This is a genomic window from Flavobacterium sp. B114r, from assembly GCF_056824125.1.
In genome coordinates this window covers 2,332,349-2,348,634 of record NZ_CP124858.1, presented here as the reverse complement: position 1 = coordinate 2,348,634, position 16,286 = coordinate 2,332,349, and the positions used below count along the sequence as shown (strand labels likewise).

Sequence of the window (16,286 nt, the reverse complement as noted above, 5' to 3'; positions counted from 1 at the left end):
AATTTATAAATATTTTACTACAATTATACGTTATAAAAAACTATTTACATAAGCTAAATGACATTTTTGCAATTCATATTTTAGTTCTTCTCCTACTAATAAAAGAGAAATGGCTTTCGAAAAGTTAAATATTCTTTTTTTATAACTTAAAACTTAATTATTGTTTTTATTTTTTATAAAAAACTATACATTTGGAGCTTAATAATAATAAAAACCACATATATGTCAATTTGGAAAAGAAAACCATTAAATCAGCTTTTGGCAGAAGCCGCTGATTCCGAAAAAGGATTAAAGAAAACATTAACGGCACCCGGATTGGTTGCTTTAGGAATTGGAGCTATTATTGGAGCTGGTTTATTTTCGATTACTGGTCTTGCAGCATCTATGAATGCAGGTCCGGCGATAACCATTTCGTTTCTTGTAGCTGCATTTGGATGTGTTTTTGCTGGTTTATGTTATGCTGAATTTTCTTCTATGATTCCAGTTGCCGGAAGTGCATATACTTACTCATTTGCAACAATGGGTGAATTTGTAGCATGGATAATTGGATGGGATCTTGTCTTAGAATATGCCGTAGGAGCAGCAACGGTCTCGATTAGCTGGTCGCGGTATTTTGGCAAATTCCTTAGTGGTTATGGTATTCATCTCAACGAGTCGTATATGCTTTCTCCTTTTGAAGGAGGGATAATTAATGTTCCTGCTGTAGTGATCGTAATGATAATGTCCTTAATATTAATTAGAGGAACAAAAGAATCTGCTTTCGTAAACAGTATTATTGTATTATTAAAAGTTACTGTTGTATTGGTTTTTATTGCTGTAGGATGGCAATACATAAGACCTGAAAATTACACTCCTTATATCCCTGCAAACACTGGTAAATTTGGAGAATTTGGTTTTTCAGGAATAATTAGAGCGGCTGCAATTGTATTTTTTGCATACATTGGTTTTGATGCTGTCTCTACTGCAGCACAAGAAGCTAAAAACCCTAAAAGAGATATGCCTATCGGAATTTTATTATCATTGGCAATCTGTACTGTTTTATATATTCTTTTTGCTCACGTAATGACTGGGGTTGTAAATTATCAGGCTTTTGCCGGTAAGGACGGAATCGCGCCTGTAGCAATTGCAGTTGAATCGATGGGACATGTGGGAGCAAACGGAATGATTACTCCGGCATACCCGTGGTTGAATAATGCTATTTTACTTGCTATCCTGGGTGGTTATGCTTCTGTAATTTTAGTAATGTTAATGGGACAAAGCAGGGTATTTTTCTCTATGAGTAAAGATGGGTTAATGCCAAAAGTTTTCTCTGAAGTACATTCAAAATTTAGAACTCCGGCAAAAAACAATTTATTGTTTATGGTAATTGTAAGTCTTTTTGCTGCATTTGTTCCTGCAAGAGTAGTAGGAGAAATGACTAGTATTGGTACTTTATTTGCTTTTATCCTTGTTTGTATTGGTGTATTGATTATGCGTAAAAAAATGCCGGATGCACCAAGAGCTTTCAGAACACCACTTGTACCTTTCGTGCCTATTGCAGGAGTATTAGTATGTTTATTTATGATGGTATTTTTACCATTGGATACCTGGATCAGACTAATTGCATGGATGATGCTTGGTTTTGACTTATATTTATTCTACGGAATGAAAAATAGTGTATTGAATAAAGGTACTTTTAGTGAGGGCAATTATAAAACTATCGCTTATTCCGGATACGCTATGGTAATAGCATTAGTTGCTGTTGCTTATATCAACCATTTAGATGCAAATGCTGATGGAGCTTTCTTGTATTACTTCTCTTTAATATTTGCAGCAATTCATGCCGTAATATTTACTTTCAGTTTTAATAAATCAAGATAAATAATTTCATTAAAAAAGGGCTCTGAAGTAATAATTACTTTAGAGCCCTTTTTTTATGATTAAAATTTAGTGTTACAGATCAAAAACAGATGTTCGTTTGGCGCGAATTAAATCCTTCAGTCGAATCCAAAATGCCAAAGTCAGGTATACTCCAAACCATAAACCTGCTGTAACAAACGAAATATAAATAAAGAACAACCTAACACTTGTTACTCTCATACCTAGCTTATCTGCAAGTCGGGATGAAACATGAAATCCATATTTCTCGAAGAAAAACTTCAGTTTTAAAATTGCTGACATCGTAGATTTTAGATTTTATCCTTTGGCTTCGCTCAGGATGGTTAATATTTGATAAGAAAGGCAAAAGTACAAAATTATTTTATTGACGCATTTTCTAATCGCCTAATTACTTTTCAGTAAATTTATTCCTAAAGCACATTTTAAACACGCTTTTTGATTGCAATATTCATTTTTGAGTTCTAATAACGATTGTGCTTCGAAAGCATTTTTACAAGAAATGCCAAAGGAATTAAATTTATCAATAATGGCATTTTTTTCAAGAGTAATTTCATTCATAAACGCTATTAGATCTTCTGAAATAGATTCTCCTCTTATATTTGAGTAAGCAAACTGAATTGGGATTATAGTATTGATAATAATCAGATCTAAAAAAGCTTTTGATAAAATTTTGGGTCTCTTTATACTCTCTTTATCGAATTGATAGTGATTTTACCAATACAAACTTGCAGAAACACCTAAGAGATCGTAAACGTTTTTAACTGATTTTAAATCAATCATTTTCGAAAATATATTTTGGTGTTTATGATATAAATTAGCTAATTGTGAAAGTCTGATGGTTGGAAAATTATCCGGACGATGCTTAAAAAACTGCACCGAATCTATATGCTGTTTTTCTAACTGATATTTATTAAGCAGATAGTAATACCTTAATTTTAGATCCGTAAAATAAACATCTTCTTTCTCATCATCTAATAATCCTGAAGAGCCTAAAAGTATCGCTTCAAGATTTTCGACTTCAAAGCTTTCTTTTCGAATAATCGAAAACGGGACTGATTTTGCAATTTGTAAAAAGGAATTGCCATTGGTATTTAAGCCGAAACTTTTTGCCAATAAAGAAAATAAAACGGCCTCCCAATCTTGGTTTGTCTCTTCTAATAAATCATATATAAATTTCGATTTTCTTTCTAAGCGCTCAAAAAATAGCCGCTCCTGCCAATTTTTAAAAACAAACTCGTCAATTTCGCCAATACTTTTTTTACAAAATATCCATGATTTGGGAATTATTAAAGCATGATAATTTGCCAGAATATCTGAAGAAATATAATCTTTGAGTACCAAAACAGGAATTTCTCTGTTGTTTTTACCGTATATATCTGTATCATGTTCCCAGACTACATGCAAAATTACATTTTCGTATGCTGCATCATTCTCGTGACCATGTACATACCAGTCTGAAGATTTTAAATGAATTTCGACATTTCCCGCCCATTTTTGATCTCCAATAGTAATTTGAGCGTTAAAAAAATCGGGGCCCGGCAAGTCGTAAATAGTCCTCTGTTTTTATAATTGTGATAGATTCATTCTGGATTGTTTGCAAATTCAACGTATCGAACTTCTTGAATTTCCAGAGGTAATGAAGAAAATCTTCTTTCATTTCTAGGCTTTTACTTTAATTTATAAAAACCCTAAATATAATTAAAAATACTAATAATCTTACATTTTTGTTTGGTATTTATTTTAACAGATACAATTTCGCACACGCACGAGCATCAGATAAGGCTTCATGATGGTTCAGCTGAATTTTCATTTCTCTGCAGCAATCACTTAATTTAGTAGGTTTAAAACCTTTTGCTTTATAGATTTTAACTGTACATTCCCATTTTTCAGCTATATTTAAATCCTCATATTGCAATCCGTAAAGTGCCATAGATTTACTTAAAACATTTCTATCAAAACTTTCGTTATGTGCAACAACAACTCTATTTTTTAACCTTTTTTCGATTTCAGGATAGACTTGTACAAAAGATTTAGCATACACGGTATCACTTGGATAAATTCCATGAACACGAATTGTAAACGGATTATATTCATTATTGGGCGGTTTGATCAAAGTAACGAACTCATCTACAATTATGCCGTTCTCTACAGTAACAATACCAACTGAACAAGGATGATGTCCTGTGGCGGTTTCAAAATCTATTGCGGTAAAATTCATTAATAGTTTTATACAGATTATAAAAATAGGGATTGAGGTAACATTTCAAGGAAAGGTAGTGCGCTTGAATAATCTAAGACTTCATATTCTAAACCTAAAGTTCGTAAATTAGAATAATATAATTTATGTTTTTGATAATAATTCTTCTCGCTTTGAATAAACCATGCTTTTTCTCCAAGCTTTTCAGATAAAAACCATTTCTCTAAAAGCCTCGCTGAGCGGCCATTTCCATAATTCCAAGGATGAATTTTCACAAAAACCAAATGAATTAAGCTTGCAAAATAAAAAACTTCAGAAAAACTTAACTCTTCATTTAAAAGGTAATCAACATCATCATAAAACTTTTTCATTTCTTCATTGACAAGATCAGGAATTGTAGCTACATATTCGATTTTTCCGTCATCAGTTGTGATAAACATGTTTTGAATTCTATGTTTACCCTGATATGCCAATGCTACAATATTTCTTCCCAATAATTTATGAGCTTCCGAAATATTTTTTTTATTTAATGAATTTACTTTGGCAAAAGAATACGCTTCATATAAATCATCAATTTTCCTGGTATAATCAGGAAGAAATTCTATACCAAAACGTTTATGGTTAACATAAGAATTTAATTCAATTTCTTCTCCTTCGATCTTACTCGAAAAAACCGAAGCTACTGAAGTATAAAAGCTAAAAGAATCATTAGAAATCTCAGCATCACAAAGATTCTCAAACTTCTGTTCTAATTCTTTTGGGAAGTTTTTTTTTATACTCTTCTAAAAGTAATTCCGGGATTATTTTCATTGAAAACTTAGTCATAGCACAAATATAAAACTTATATCAATAGTGTAAATTTATTACGGCAGATAACTTTAATTAAAAATGAGCTTTACAAAAATTCAACCATTTAAAACTAAAAATCCCACAGTTTAATAAACATGCAGGATTTTTAATATTTCTAATTACTTTTTTATTTTATAGATCCAATGATATCATATTTTGTAATAATATGATGATTTCCATTTCCCAGATCAACCAAAACAGCATCATTTTCTTTGGTAAATAATTTAGAAACTTCTTCTATAGGCGTTCCTAATTTTACAATAGGAAAAGGTTTTCCCATTACTTCCTTAATTGGTTTTTCGGCTACGTTTTTATCAGCAACATAACTTCTAAACAAATCTGTTTCATCTACAGAACCCACAAATCCGTTGATGTCTACAACCGGAATTTGCGAAATTTTATATTTACGCATACGTTCAATTGCATGCGAAACCAATTCTTCTGTACGTACAACGATCAGTTCCTTATCGATATGATCTTTGATTACATCTTCTGCCTTTGTTATGTTTTCTTCTAAGAATCCACGCTCACGCATCCAGTCATCATTGAACATTTTACCTACATAACGGCTTCCTGAATCGTGAAAAAGTACTACAACCACATCTTCCGGCTTGAAGTGTTCTTTAAGCTGCAAAAGCCCTTTTATACAAGCTCCGGCAGAATTCCCAACAAAAATTGCTTCTTCAAGCGCAATCTTTCTTGTATAAACCGCTGCATCTTTATCCGTAACTTTTGTAAAACCATCGATTAAAGAAAAGTCAACATTTTTAGGTAAAATATCTTCTCCAATTCCCTCAGTGATATAAGAGTAAATTTCGTTTTCGTCAAAAATTCCAGTTTCATGATATTTCTTAAAAACGGAACCATAAGTATCAATTCCCCAAATTTTAATATTCGGGTTTTTCTCTTTTAAATATTTTCCAACTCCGGAAATCGTCCCACCCGTTCCTACCCCAACCACAAAATGAGTAATTTTTCCATCAGTTTGTTTCCAGATTTCAGGTCCCGTTTGTTCGTAATGCGCCAAAGAATTTGACATATTATCGTATTGGTTTACGTACCAGGAATTTGGTGTTTCTTCAGCCAGACGCTTTGAAACAGAATAGTATGAACGTGGATCTGTTGGCTCAACATCTGTAGGACAAACTACAACTTTGGCACCAACAGCACGTAAAATATCCATTTTTTCTTTAGACTGTTTGTCTGAGATTACACAAATCAGTTTATATCCTTTTATGATAGCCACAAGTGCTAATCCCATACCTGTATTTCCAGAAGTACCTTCAATAATAGTTCCTCCGGGCTTTAAACGTCCATCTGCCTCTGCATCCTCCACCATTTTTACGGCCATTCTGTCTTTTACAGAATTTCCGGGATTAAATGTTTCGACTTTTGCCAATACTAACGCATCAATTTCAGCAACAATTTTGTTGAGTTTTACTAATGGTGTATTACCAATTGTTTCTAAAATGTTATTTGAAAAGTCCATTTTTATTTTAATTTTAATATTTGATTTTAATATAACTATTGATTTGATTTTACTGGAAGAAATTCCAAACTAAACCAAATCGGATAACGAAGTCACGATAAGGATTATTAGGCGCAGAATAATAATCGCTTTTAGAAAAAATAGAATTTATATGTTCCGCTTTTAAATAAAATCGAGTCTGACGAATTCTTGCATTTACAAAAAGATCAAATAACGGATAACCACCAATCTTTTTATTTTCCTGAACAAAAAACTCTCCAATAACCGGATTGTAATCATTTCCGTAATACTTTGTAAAATAATTAAAAACGATTCCGGTTTGCATAAACAAGGCTTTCTTGAAAAAGTAACCGGTATAATAAAATGTATTTCTTGTAACAAAATCCGGTACATTCAAAATCAGATCTGACTGATCTACTTTCTGATATAAAAGTGTATTATCTAATGCAAAGGGGCCAAATTTAAATTCACGACTTGCTTTTATTTCCAGATAATTGATTGCATTCCCGTATTGAGCAGGATTTATAATTTGTGTATTCACTTTTATCTGTTCTGGTGTAGAAACATCAGCGAAATACAAGTGATCATTTAGAACCGTGTACTGAACTTCAGCATTCAACCAAGGCGTAAGAACACTGGCACTAAGGGAGTTTATTTTTTCGTTTTTAAAATCCTTAGACCAATTATATTCTACATAACTACTTTGGTATAAATTATAGTTATTATTTGGTAATTTATTAATGTTGCGGTATCTAAAATCAAACTGGATTTTATCACTAAAGTCATATTTCAATTTAGCATCTAAATTAGAAAGCGACTGATTCGTAATTGATCTGGAATAGAAAAAACGCCCGTTCCATTTGTTTTTTTGATATTCATATTGTCCCCCAAAATTATTAATCTGAAGGTATAGATTATTTGGAATAACATTGTTTAAGCTATCTACTAATACTCTTCCGTATTCATAATTCGATCTGTAATCATCTACAAAGAAATTAAATTTGCCTAAAAGAGAATTTTCATAAGCAAGTCCAGCTCTGTTATACAGTCTTTCATATTTTGTATGATCATTTATGCCGCTGGTAACATAAGATTCTCCAAATCTTTGTACCGGTGTAGTACCAACAGTAGATAAAATAGTCTTCTGATTGTATTCAAAAAATTTAGTTTCGTAATTGAATTGATGTGTTACATATAAATTATTGCTTCCATCTGTTGGATTTATTCTAAACGCATGATCGAAAAACAAACGTCTTCCTTTTAGAAAGGACTTTGCATCTGTAAGATATACTTGTAATCTCTGGCGGTTTTTATAATCTTTATTATCACTCTCAAAATCCGAAGTCGATGTAATACCACCATTTTCTCCATTTGAAATATCCTGATAAGTATAATGCCCTTTTATTTCATATCTCTTATCAGTTGTTGCATAACTTGTTGTAAACCTAAAATTTCCCGCACTCACTAATTGATTTATATAATCTCCCTCTGAACGTAAACCTCTGTAAGCAATAGAAAAATTGAGGTTTTTTGAGGTATTTAATGTAATAAATGAATCTACGTTTTGACCTTTATTTATGGTTGTATTAAAAAACAGCTCTGTTAACGGTGTCGCTACTGAATAATAGTTGATTTGATCTGCCTGTAAATAATTAAAATGTTTACCGCTAAAACCTATTTCCGGATAAGGAGAAAAATTGGTCAGGCTGTATTGCAAAGTATTAAAAGTTTGTCCGATATTAGAAAAAGCCAAAAGTCCGAAATCATCCTTTCGAAGGTGATTTTGCTTATAGGCACTTTTCAGCGTTAACGACGTATCTACATAAGTAGTATCATGTTCCAGCGTAATAATCTGATATTGATCTATTGTCGCTATTTTTGCTTTCTTCTTTTTTACAGTATCGGTTATGCTTGAATATTTTGTATTCATATCTAAACCTTTTTGAGAAGTAGTTTTTTCCTGAGAAAACAATAAAGTTGGTACAACTAATAGATATAGAAAAAAGAATATTCTCATTTGATCGCTTTATATGGAATTATTTTGGCAAAATTTGTCTGGCAAAGGTAAAAGATAAAAACGTATAAAAAAACAAATCATTGTTATTGAGGTATTTTTTCAGACGTATCAATAGAAGCAAAAACCCCCAATCAGAAAAGTGATTGAGGGTTTTCAAAAAAATCAAAATATTTATTTTTTCTAATTCCAGTCTGGATTTTGTCCTAAACCTGGATTAGTGTTTAATTCAATTTGTGGTATAGGCCATAAGAACTTATAATTCTCATAGGGTATAGCAGCAATAGGAGTAGTAACAACAAAACTATTTCCTAATACATATGCAGCAGCAGCAGGTGCGCCATTAGCAAATTTTGCAGGAACTCCCTTATTAGCATCAGCAATAGCTGGTATTGGGTCATTTTGCAATCTATGAATATCTGTCCATCTGCGCCCTTCCTGTAAAAACTCAATTCTTCTTTCTTTAAGAATACCCGCGACCAAGGCAGCGTCTGTAGGGAAATCAGCAGCAACATAAGCTTGAGTAGCCGAAATAGCTAAAGATCTGTTTCTTACAGAGTTTAACAAAGTCAAAGCAGCAGTTGGATTTGACAAACGTGCCTGAGCCTCAGCCATGTTCAATACTACTTCAGCATATCTAATAACTGGTGCAGCATCTGTTCTGTTAGTAACGTCCGTATATTTATTAGAATATTTAATCCCAGAAGCAGGAGTAAAGATAAACTTGCCGTTTTCTCTTCGTTTATCATCAGCTAACCATTTAGAATCTCTCCAAAGAATTGGACTAATACAAACTAAAGCCCTGTCTTTTAATATACTAGCTAACGCAGCATTTGAACCAGGATTAGATATAGCAGAATGTTGGATAGAAAAAATAGATTCTGAGTTACTAGGCGCACTTCCAGTAGTATTCTGAAACGGAGCATAAGGATCAGCAGTAATTGCAAAAGCAGTTTTTAACTTGTCTCCTTCAAGAATTACATTTGCCCAATCTCTCTTTTGAAGATAAAGTCTAGTTTTGAACGCAATTGCAGCCCATTTAGAAGCTCTACCAACAACTCTTGATGAAAAACTAGTTGAGTTACCAGTTGTGATTAAAGTTTCTGCATCATTTAAATCTGCCAAAACTTTTGCATAAACATCAGCAACAGTATTTCGTGGCTTTGCTGATTCTGCTTTAATTTCTTCACTTGTATTAACCCCAACTTCTCTGTAAGGAACACCAGGATGCGTAGCACCAGGAGTAAAAAAATATGGTTTTGCAAAATAAGTAAGTAATTCTAAATGTGTAATCGCTCTTAAAAATTTAGCTTGTCCAATGTAATCATTTCCTACAGCCTGAGTAATTATACCCTTAGCAACAGCATCTGTTGTTCCTTCGATCATAATGTTACATCTGTTGATTAATCTGTAACCATCCACCCAGTAGTAAACATTATTAGCCGTTGTTGGATCGTAAGTACCTCTGTATGTTAACTCGTAAAAAGTTTGCATGTTTACAACATCTTCACCTCTTGTTTCACCTTGTTCTACAAACGCAGCTCCCCAAACATAACCTCTACCACCATTTGGACTGGTTGGTGCAGCATTATATTGACCAATAGCCGCAGCATTATAAACCCCATTCATGTAGGTAGAAATCAACGTAGGTGTTGTAAAAGCATCTGGACTTAGAATATTGTTTACTGGTTTTAAATCCAATATTTTTTCTTCTGTACATGAGCTCATCCCGAGTACGACTACAGAAAGTAAAATTGTTTTTATTATATTTTTCATATGTTTTTTTTATAAACTTACATTTAATCCAACTGATATCACTTTAGCACGTGGGGTACCATTCACATCTACTCCAGATGTTTCCATTTCAGGATTTATACCTTTATACTTTGTTATTAACCAGATATTTTGTGCCTGAACAAATAATCTAAAGTTATCTACTCCTATTTTGTCCATTACTAACTTAGGTAATGTATATCCTAAACTGATGTTATCAAGTGAGATAAAATCACCTTTTTCAACAAAACGCGTAGTGGCATTTCCTGAAAGATTCGTAAATGTATTAGAACTAGCAATTAATCTTGGTGTCCATCCGTCTCCAGGATTATCAACACTTTGCCACCTTCCTAATATCTCAGTACCATTATTGTTGAAATTTTGATTCATTAATTCTCTTCTGGTTGCGTTGAAAACTTTATTTCCTCCACTAAATCTAAACATGAAACCAAAATCAAGATTTTTATACTTCATAGTAGATGTAAAAGAACCATAATATGTAGGCAATGTATTTCCTAAGATAGTTTTATCAGCAGTTCCTAAAGATGCTCCAGTAGCTACGTTAGCAGGATTAGCAGGGTCATAAACAGCATACGTTGTTGTACTAAGATTTCCTTGTACTAAACTACCATCAGCTTTGTAATAAACAGGATTACCATTTGCGCTGTTAACACCCCAATATCTGTACCCATATAAAGAGTTAATCGATTCTCCTTCTTTGATAATAATGTTAGGTGCAATATTTGTATCTGTAGATGAACCACCTACAATTGGTTGCCCCCCATATAAAGCAGTAACTTTATTTTTAGTAAAAGTCACGTTAGAAGATACATCCCATTTGAAATTTGCATTATTGATAGCTTTGAAAGTTACAGCAAATTCATATCCCTGATTGTACATTGCACCAACGTTTTGGTTGATTGTATTGTTTGGAATACCAATAGATGGAGGTGTTGGCGCAGCCAAAACTAAATTATCAATATCATTTTTATAATAATCAAATGCTACAGTCAAACGATTGTTGAACAATCCTAAATCTACACCAAAGTCCACTTTACTAGAAGTCTCCCATTGTAATAAAGGATTTCCAAATTGATAATAACCAATACCATTTGAACTTCCGTATGGAGAACCAATTGTAAGATCTTTTGAAGGATAAGATGCTCCGTTTAAAACATCAACGTTACCCACTTCAGAATAAGAACCTCTGAATTTCAAATCAGAAACTACACTATTAATTCCTTCCATAAATCCTTCTTTAGAAACTGTCCAACCTGCAGAAACTCCAGGAAAATTATGGTATCTAACATCTGATTCAAACTGAGAAATTCCGTCACGTCTAATAGATCCCTGAACAAAATATTTCTCTTTGTAGTTGTATGTCACACGACCTAAGTATGATATAATTCCTTTTTCTAAAATACCACCACCGGTATCTTTAGTATTAAAACTATTATTTACTAAGTTCTTATCAAAGAAGTCACTTATAATATCACTTCCCTGACCCCATAATGTTTTATCTTGTGATTTTTGATACTCAGCAACCCCTGTCACACCAAGGTTATGATCTTCAGCAAAAGTATGCTTGTAATTCAAAATATTTTGCCAGTTCCATCTCAACAGATTTCTATTCTCCTGGTACACATATCCATTAAATGAACGTCCGTCTCCATGAATAGGATTCCAGTAATAAAAGCCATCTGTTGAAGCATTATCTGCACTTACTTGTAATTTATAACTTAAGTCAGAAGTAATTTTTGCATTTGCAAATACACTTGCAATAATTCTTGTTGTTGTTGATTTATATTTGTTATGGTCAAGAACATACATAATATTTGTAATAGCGTCGCCTACAGCAGCTAAGTTATCCCACTGACCAACAGCAGCATTACCCGGTGCAAGATTATATCCAGTTGGATCAAGAGCATCATAAATCGGTGTGTTTGGTAATTGTCTGATTGTATTAAAAATATTACCCGACAATCCACTTGCATTACTATTCAAACCATTATACTCAGTTCTGTTCACATTTAAATTAGTCCCAAAACTTAACCATCTGTTGATATCCTGATCAATATTCGCTCTAATCGAATATTTTTTCATACTATTTGATAAATTGATACCATCTAAATCAGTAATTCCTAAAGACAAATAATATTTTGTTTTCTCAGAACCTCCACTAAAATTAAGATTATGTGTAGTTTGAGGAGCATTTCTTAAAACAGCACTTTGCCAATCTGTATTATACGTATTTCCTACAGCCCAAGGAGTTTGTCCTGCATTCGATCTCTTCTCATTAGAGATAGTAATGAAATCCGGAGTTTGTAATAAATCGTATTTTTTAGCTGCACTAGCAACACCAAAAACGCTTGAATAACTCACTTTTAGAGCTCCTCTTTTTCCGCTTTTAGTAGTAATCAAAATAACACCATTAGCAGCTCTCGAACCGTAAATAGCTGTCGCAGCACCATCCTTTAAAATGTCGAAAGATTCAATATCTTCCGGGTTGATGTCAGCCAAACCATTTGTAGCTGAAACACCACCAATATCGCCAGAATAAATAGGAATACCATCTACAACAATTAAAGGCTCTGTACTTCCGGAAATAGATCCAATACCTCTAATTCTAATTTTTGGAGCAGCACCAAGAAGACCTGTATTAGTTAAAACCTGGACTCCTGTTGCTCTACCTGCTAATACTCCCTCGAAACTTGGAGTAACTAAATTAGCAATATCACTTCCGGCAATTTTAGAAATAGAACCCGTAACTTCTTTTCTTTTTTGTACACCGTAACCAACAACAACAACTTCATTCATCAATTGAGCCTCTGACTCTAATTGAACATTTACACTGTTTGATGTTCCAACAGTAGCTTCTCTATTATTCATACCTACGTATGAAAATATTAAAACATCTCCAGTTTTTGCTTTCACGGAATAACTTCCGTCGAAATCTGTCTGGGTACTTACTTTAGTTCCTCTTACAAGAACATTTACTCCTGGAATGACGCCTGTTTTATCAGAGACCTTTCCGGTAACAGTTCTCTCCTGAGCGAAAGAAAACTGCATAGACAACGCTACTAATAGCGTACAAATCCATTGTAATTTTAATTTCATTTTAGTTTATTTTGAATTAGTATGCGGCAAACATCTTAATTATTTCTTAAAATACCAAAACATTTTAACTTATTTTTAATCTAATTTTTTAAACATCCATCAATTTATACCTTAAAAAGCATTAATTTTAATCGTTTTAATAAAATTATTCCTCGCTTTTTTGCATAAATTTCAAACTTACGTAAATCTGATACTTAACTTTTTTTTAACAATTAATCAAGACAAATTAGTAAACCTCATAAAAAACAATACCTACTTTTACGAACATCATCAAAATACATAGCTTATTTACTTTTTTGATAAATCCTAGATTATTATTAAAGAATTAAAAAAAAATATTTTATAATATTTGCATCTCAAAAAGAAAAAATAAAATGCTTGCAAAAAATTTCTCAGGTTTTATTTTAGAAACAGGAACAGATGAAGCCGGTAGAGGTTGTTTGGCAGGTCCTGTAACAGCGGCAGCTGTAATTCTACCTGCTGATTTTGAAAATTTAATTTTAAATGACAGTAAACTATTGTCTGAGAAAATAAGAGTATCTTTAAAACCAATTATCGAACAACATGCTGTTTGTTTTTCTGTGACACATTTACATCCTGACGAAATAGATGAGATCAATATATTAAATGCATCAATGAAGGGAATGCAGGAATGTATCCTGAAATTAAATCAGATTCCTGAATTTATTATTGTGGATGGTAATCGTTTACTGAATGCAAAACTGGGTTTAAAAAATACTTTTGGTAAACAATTTTCGAAAAAAGAAATCGAATTATTAAAATCCATACCCAATGAAAGTATTATAAAAGGAGACTCTAAATATATAAGTATAGCTGCGGCTTCTGTGTTAGCAAAAACATATCGCGATGAGTACATGGATCAAATTCACGAAGAATTTCCAATGTACAACTGGAAACAAAACAAGGGATATCCAACAAAAGAACATCGTGAAGCTATTAGAAAATATGGCCCAACAAAATACCACCGAATGAGTTTCAGGCTTTTGCCGGAACAACTCGAATTAATTTTTGAATGATTAAAAGACCTATATAATTACAAGTTTTTAATCATTCAAAAAAATAACTTTCCTTATTTTTTGCTTTTTAAAAACTCTGCAAATTGCTTTGTATCAAAATAAAATGGTCTAATGGCAATAATTTTCCCGTTTTTTAAATCGAGATGTTCTGAAATTGGCATTGAAAGTGTTTTACCTGATTTTTTTGCTTTCGCCTTTATTGTAAAATAAATAATAACTTCATTTTTAGTCGCGTCACTAAAATAAACAGGCTCTTTTTCTATTTGTAAATCAAAAAATTCAGTTGATTTTGTATACATCTTAATCCATTCGTTAAAACCAACATACGTTCCTCCGTAAGGCAATCCTTCGGCTTGGCTATATATTGCTCCTTCTTCGATTAAAGGTGCCATTGTGGTAAAATCTCTGGTTTTAAAAAAGCTTTCATAATATTGTGCTACAACTTTAAAATTATCGGTTTCAATATTTTTCAAAACTTCTGATTCTGGCAAAGTAGCTTCTGAATCCCAAAAACCAATAATTTTACTTACCTGTCCTTTTCCATTGAGTCTGGCAAAATCACGTCCTGCCATTATAAGTTTATTTTTTGAATCTAAAATTTTCCAGTCCCAACTTACATAATTGTCTTTTACTACTTTTGAGCCCGAAGTTAATATAGCATCCGGGAACTTTTTATAAAACTCATTGATAACATTATTAAGGGCAACTGTTCCCTTTATAGACGCAGAAGGATCTTCGAAAGTACTTTCCTCTAGCCAGATTGTTTTTATTATTTTTAATCTTGTCTCGCTATTGCGTTCTGACCAGACTTTTTCATAAACTGAAATTGGATATAATTTATCTTTTTTTTGAGCAAAAAGACCATTAAGCATAAAAAGGAAGCAAATAAAGTAGATTTTTCTCATATGTTATTTAATTAGATTTGGTTTAAAACTTTTATTAGAAGGGTCAAACCAAATTTAGCATAAAAAACCATACAATTACTACCCTTTTGTACAATTTACTATTCTAAAAAAGAAAACTATTAAGGAAAACTTATTGACCTATTTATCTTATTTCCCCACTTTAAAATATCATCTAAAAAAAGCATTCGGCCTTATCGAAATAAAAATGATATTGGTTTTTTAATCCTGAGTAGCAAAAACAAACGTAAATACTAAAGGAGCTACAATTATTATAAAATTGCAGCTCCTTCAGCATTTTTCCTATTATTTATATTTAATAAGCCAATTTAAACGAATTCAGCTTCAAACAGTTCAGCTAAATGTTTTACAATTTTCGCTTTTACTTCGGCTTCATCGACTTTTTCCACGCCTAGTTCTACTTGTAATGAAGTAACACCTTTACCGCGAATTCCACACGGAATTATATTATCGAAGTAACCCAAATCAACATTTACATTTAAGGCAAATCCGTGCATGGTAACCCAGCGTGAAGCACGTACTCCCAAAGCACAAATTTTACGTGCAAACGGTGTTCCGGCATCTAGCCAAACTCCAGTTTCGCCTTCGCTCCTGCCACATTTTAAACCATATTCTTCTAAAGTAAGAATAATAGCTTCTTCGAGAAAACGTAAATATTTATGAATATCAGTGAAGAAATTTTCCAGATCCAAAATAGGATAACCTACAATTTGTCCCGGTCCGTGATACGTTATATCACCCCCACGATTGATTTTATAAAAAGTTGCGCCTTTGGCTTCGAGTTGTTTTTCGTTTAATAATAAATTTTCCAGATCTCCGCTTTTACCTAAGGTATAAACATGAGGATGCGATACAAAAAGTAAATAATTTGGAGTTGGCAAATCGAGCTCTTCTCTCCTGTTTTTGATTTTTAAGTCGACTATATCTTTAAAAATTTCTTCCTGATATTCCCAGGTCGATTTATAATCTTTGCTTCCTAAATCCTGAAGTTGAATTTTTTTATTCATTT

At 32.5% G+C, this 16,286-nt stretch carries 11 protein-coding genes and 1 pseudogene; 2 read left to right on the top strand and 10 right to left on the bottom strand.

Annotation, left to right across the window (positions count from 1 at the left end):
• The first annotated feature begins 222 nt into the window (after positions 1 to 222).
• Positions 223 to 1,860, top strand: coding sequence for an amino acid permease (locus QLQ94_RS10220; protein ID WP_427401432.1), 1,638 nt, complete (start codon positions 223 to 225; stop codon positions 1,858 to 1,860).
• A gap of 72 nt (positions 1,861 to 1,932) precedes the next feature.
• On the opposite strand, the gene QLQ94_RS10215 is transcribed toward QLQ94_RS10220, so the two are convergent.
• From QLQ94_RS10215 to QLQ94_RS10180, 8 genes and pseudogenes are all read right to left on the bottom strand, one after another.
• Positions 1,933 to 2,160, bottom strand: coding sequence for a PspC domain-containing protein (locus QLQ94_RS10215; protein ID WP_264204740.1), 228 nt, complete (start codon positions 2,158 to 2,160; stop codon positions 1,933 to 1,935).
• A gap of 102 nt (positions 2,161 to 2,262) precedes the next feature.
• A pseudogene (locus QLQ94_RS10210) lies at positions 2,263 to 3,535 on the bottom strand (DUF2851 family protein).
• A gap of 78 nt (positions 3,536 to 3,613) precedes the next feature.
• Positions 3,614 to 4,096, bottom strand: a complete 483-nt coding sequence (locus QLQ94_RS10205; RefSeq protein WP_271334900.1) for a 3'-5' exonuclease — start codon at positions 4,094 to 4,096, stop codon at positions 3,614 to 3,616.
• A 17-nt stretch (positions 4,097 to 4,113) separates the two neighbouring features.
• Complete coding sequence (locus QLQ94_RS10200; protein ID WP_482499658.1) at positions 4,114 to 4,569, bottom strand: Fic family protein; 456 nt, start codon at positions 4,567 to 4,569, stop codon at positions 4,114 to 4,116.
• A gap of 482 nt (positions 4,570 to 5,051) precedes the next feature.
• Entirely contained in the window at positions 5,052 to 6,413 is a 1,362-nt protein-coding gene (locus tag QLQ94_RS10195) for a pyridoxal-phosphate dependent enzyme (RefSeq protein WP_427401434.1), read from the bottom strand.
• Between the two features lie 49 nt (positions 6,414 to 6,462).
• Positions 6,463 to 8,430: a putative porin gene (locus QLQ94_RS10190; protein WP_427401435.1), complete on the bottom strand. Its 1,968-nt coding sequence runs from the start codon at positions 8,428 to 8,430 to the stop codon at positions 6,463 to 6,465.
• Positions 8,431 to 8,610: 180 nt separating this feature from the next.
• Entirely contained in the window at positions 8,611 to 10,203 is a 1,593-nt protein-coding gene (locus tag QLQ94_RS10185; protein ID WP_427401436.1) for a RagB/SusD family nutrient uptake outer membrane protein, read from the bottom strand.
• 9 nt (positions 10,204 to 10,212) lie between these two features.
• Positions 10,213 to 13,317 carry a SusC/RagA family TonB-linked outer membrane protein gene (locus tag QLQ94_RS10180; protein ID WP_427401437.1) on the bottom strand — a complete coding sequence of 1,035 codons (3,105 nt, stop codon included), beginning with the start codon at positions 13,315 to 13,317 and terminating at the stop codon, positions 10,213 to 10,215.
• A gap of 374 nt (positions 13,318 to 13,691) precedes the next feature.
• On the opposite strand from QLQ94_RS10180, the gene QLQ94_RS10175 reads away from it, so the two are divergent.
• Positions 13,692 to 14,354: a ribonuclease HII gene (locus QLQ94_RS10175; protein ID WP_271334907.1), complete on the top strand. Its 663-nt coding sequence runs from the start codon at positions 13,692 to 13,694 to the stop codon at positions 14,352 to 14,354.
• 53 nt (positions 14,355 to 14,407) lie between these two features.
• On the opposite strand, the gene QLQ94_RS10170 is transcribed toward QLQ94_RS10175, so the two are convergent.
• Positions 14,408 to 15,259 carry a nuclear transport factor 2 family protein gene (locus QLQ94_RS10170; RefSeq protein WP_427401438.1) on the bottom strand — a complete coding sequence of 284 codons (852 nt, stop codon included), beginning with the start codon at positions 15,257 to 15,259 and terminating at the stop codon, positions 14,408 to 14,410.
• Between the two features lie 326 nt (positions 15,260 to 15,585).
• Positions 15,586 to 16,284 carry a lipoyl(octanoyl) transferase LipB gene (gene lipB, locus QLQ94_RS10165; RefSeq protein WP_427401439.1) on the bottom strand — a complete coding sequence of 233 codons (699 nt, stop codon included), beginning with the start codon at positions 16,282 to 16,284 and terminating at the stop codon, positions 15,586 to 15,588.
• Between the last annotated feature and the right edge of the window lie 2 nt (positions 16,285 to 16,286).

Bases quoted from the DNA above. Each gene is read 5' to 3' on its own strand.
- QLQ94_RS10220 (WP_427401432.1), top strand. From the start codon at position 223: ATGTCAATTTGGAAAAGAAAACCATTAAATCAGCTTTTGGCAGAAGCC.
- QLQ94_RS10215 (WP_264204740.1), bottom strand. From the start codon at position 2,160: ATGTCAGCAATTTTAAAACTGAAGTTTTTCTTCGAGAAATATGGATTT.
- QLQ94_RS10205 (WP_271334900.1), bottom strand. From the start codon at position 4,096: ATGAATTTTACCGCAATAGATTTTGAAACCGCCACAGGACATCATCCT.
- QLQ94_RS10195 (WP_427401434.1), bottom strand. From the start codon at position 6,413: ATGGACTTTTCAAATAACATTTTAGAAACAATTGGTAATACACCATTA.
- QLQ94_RS10190 (WP_427401435.1), bottom strand. From the start codon at position 8,430: ATGAGAATATTCTTTTTTCTATATCTATTAGTTGTACCAACTTTATTG.
- QLQ94_RS10185 (WP_427401436.1), bottom strand. From the start codon at position 10,203: ATGAAAAATATAATAAAAACAATTTTACTTTCTGTAGTCGTACTCGGG.
- QLQ94_RS10180 (WP_427401437.1), bottom strand. From the start codon at position 13,317: ATGAAATTAAAATTACAATGGATTTGTACGCTATTAGTAGCGTTGTCT.
- QLQ94_RS10175 (WP_271334907.1), top strand. From the start codon at position 13,692: ATGCTTGCAAAAAATTTCTCAGGTTTTATTTTAGAAACAGGAACAGAT.
- QLQ94_RS10170 (WP_427401438.1), bottom strand. From the start codon at position 15,259: ATGAGAAAAATCTACTTTATTTGCTTCCTTTTTATGCTTAATGGTCTT.
- lipB (WP_427401439.1), bottom strand. From the start codon at position 16,284: ATGAATAAAAAAATTCAACTTCAGGATTTAGGAAGCAAAGATTATAAA.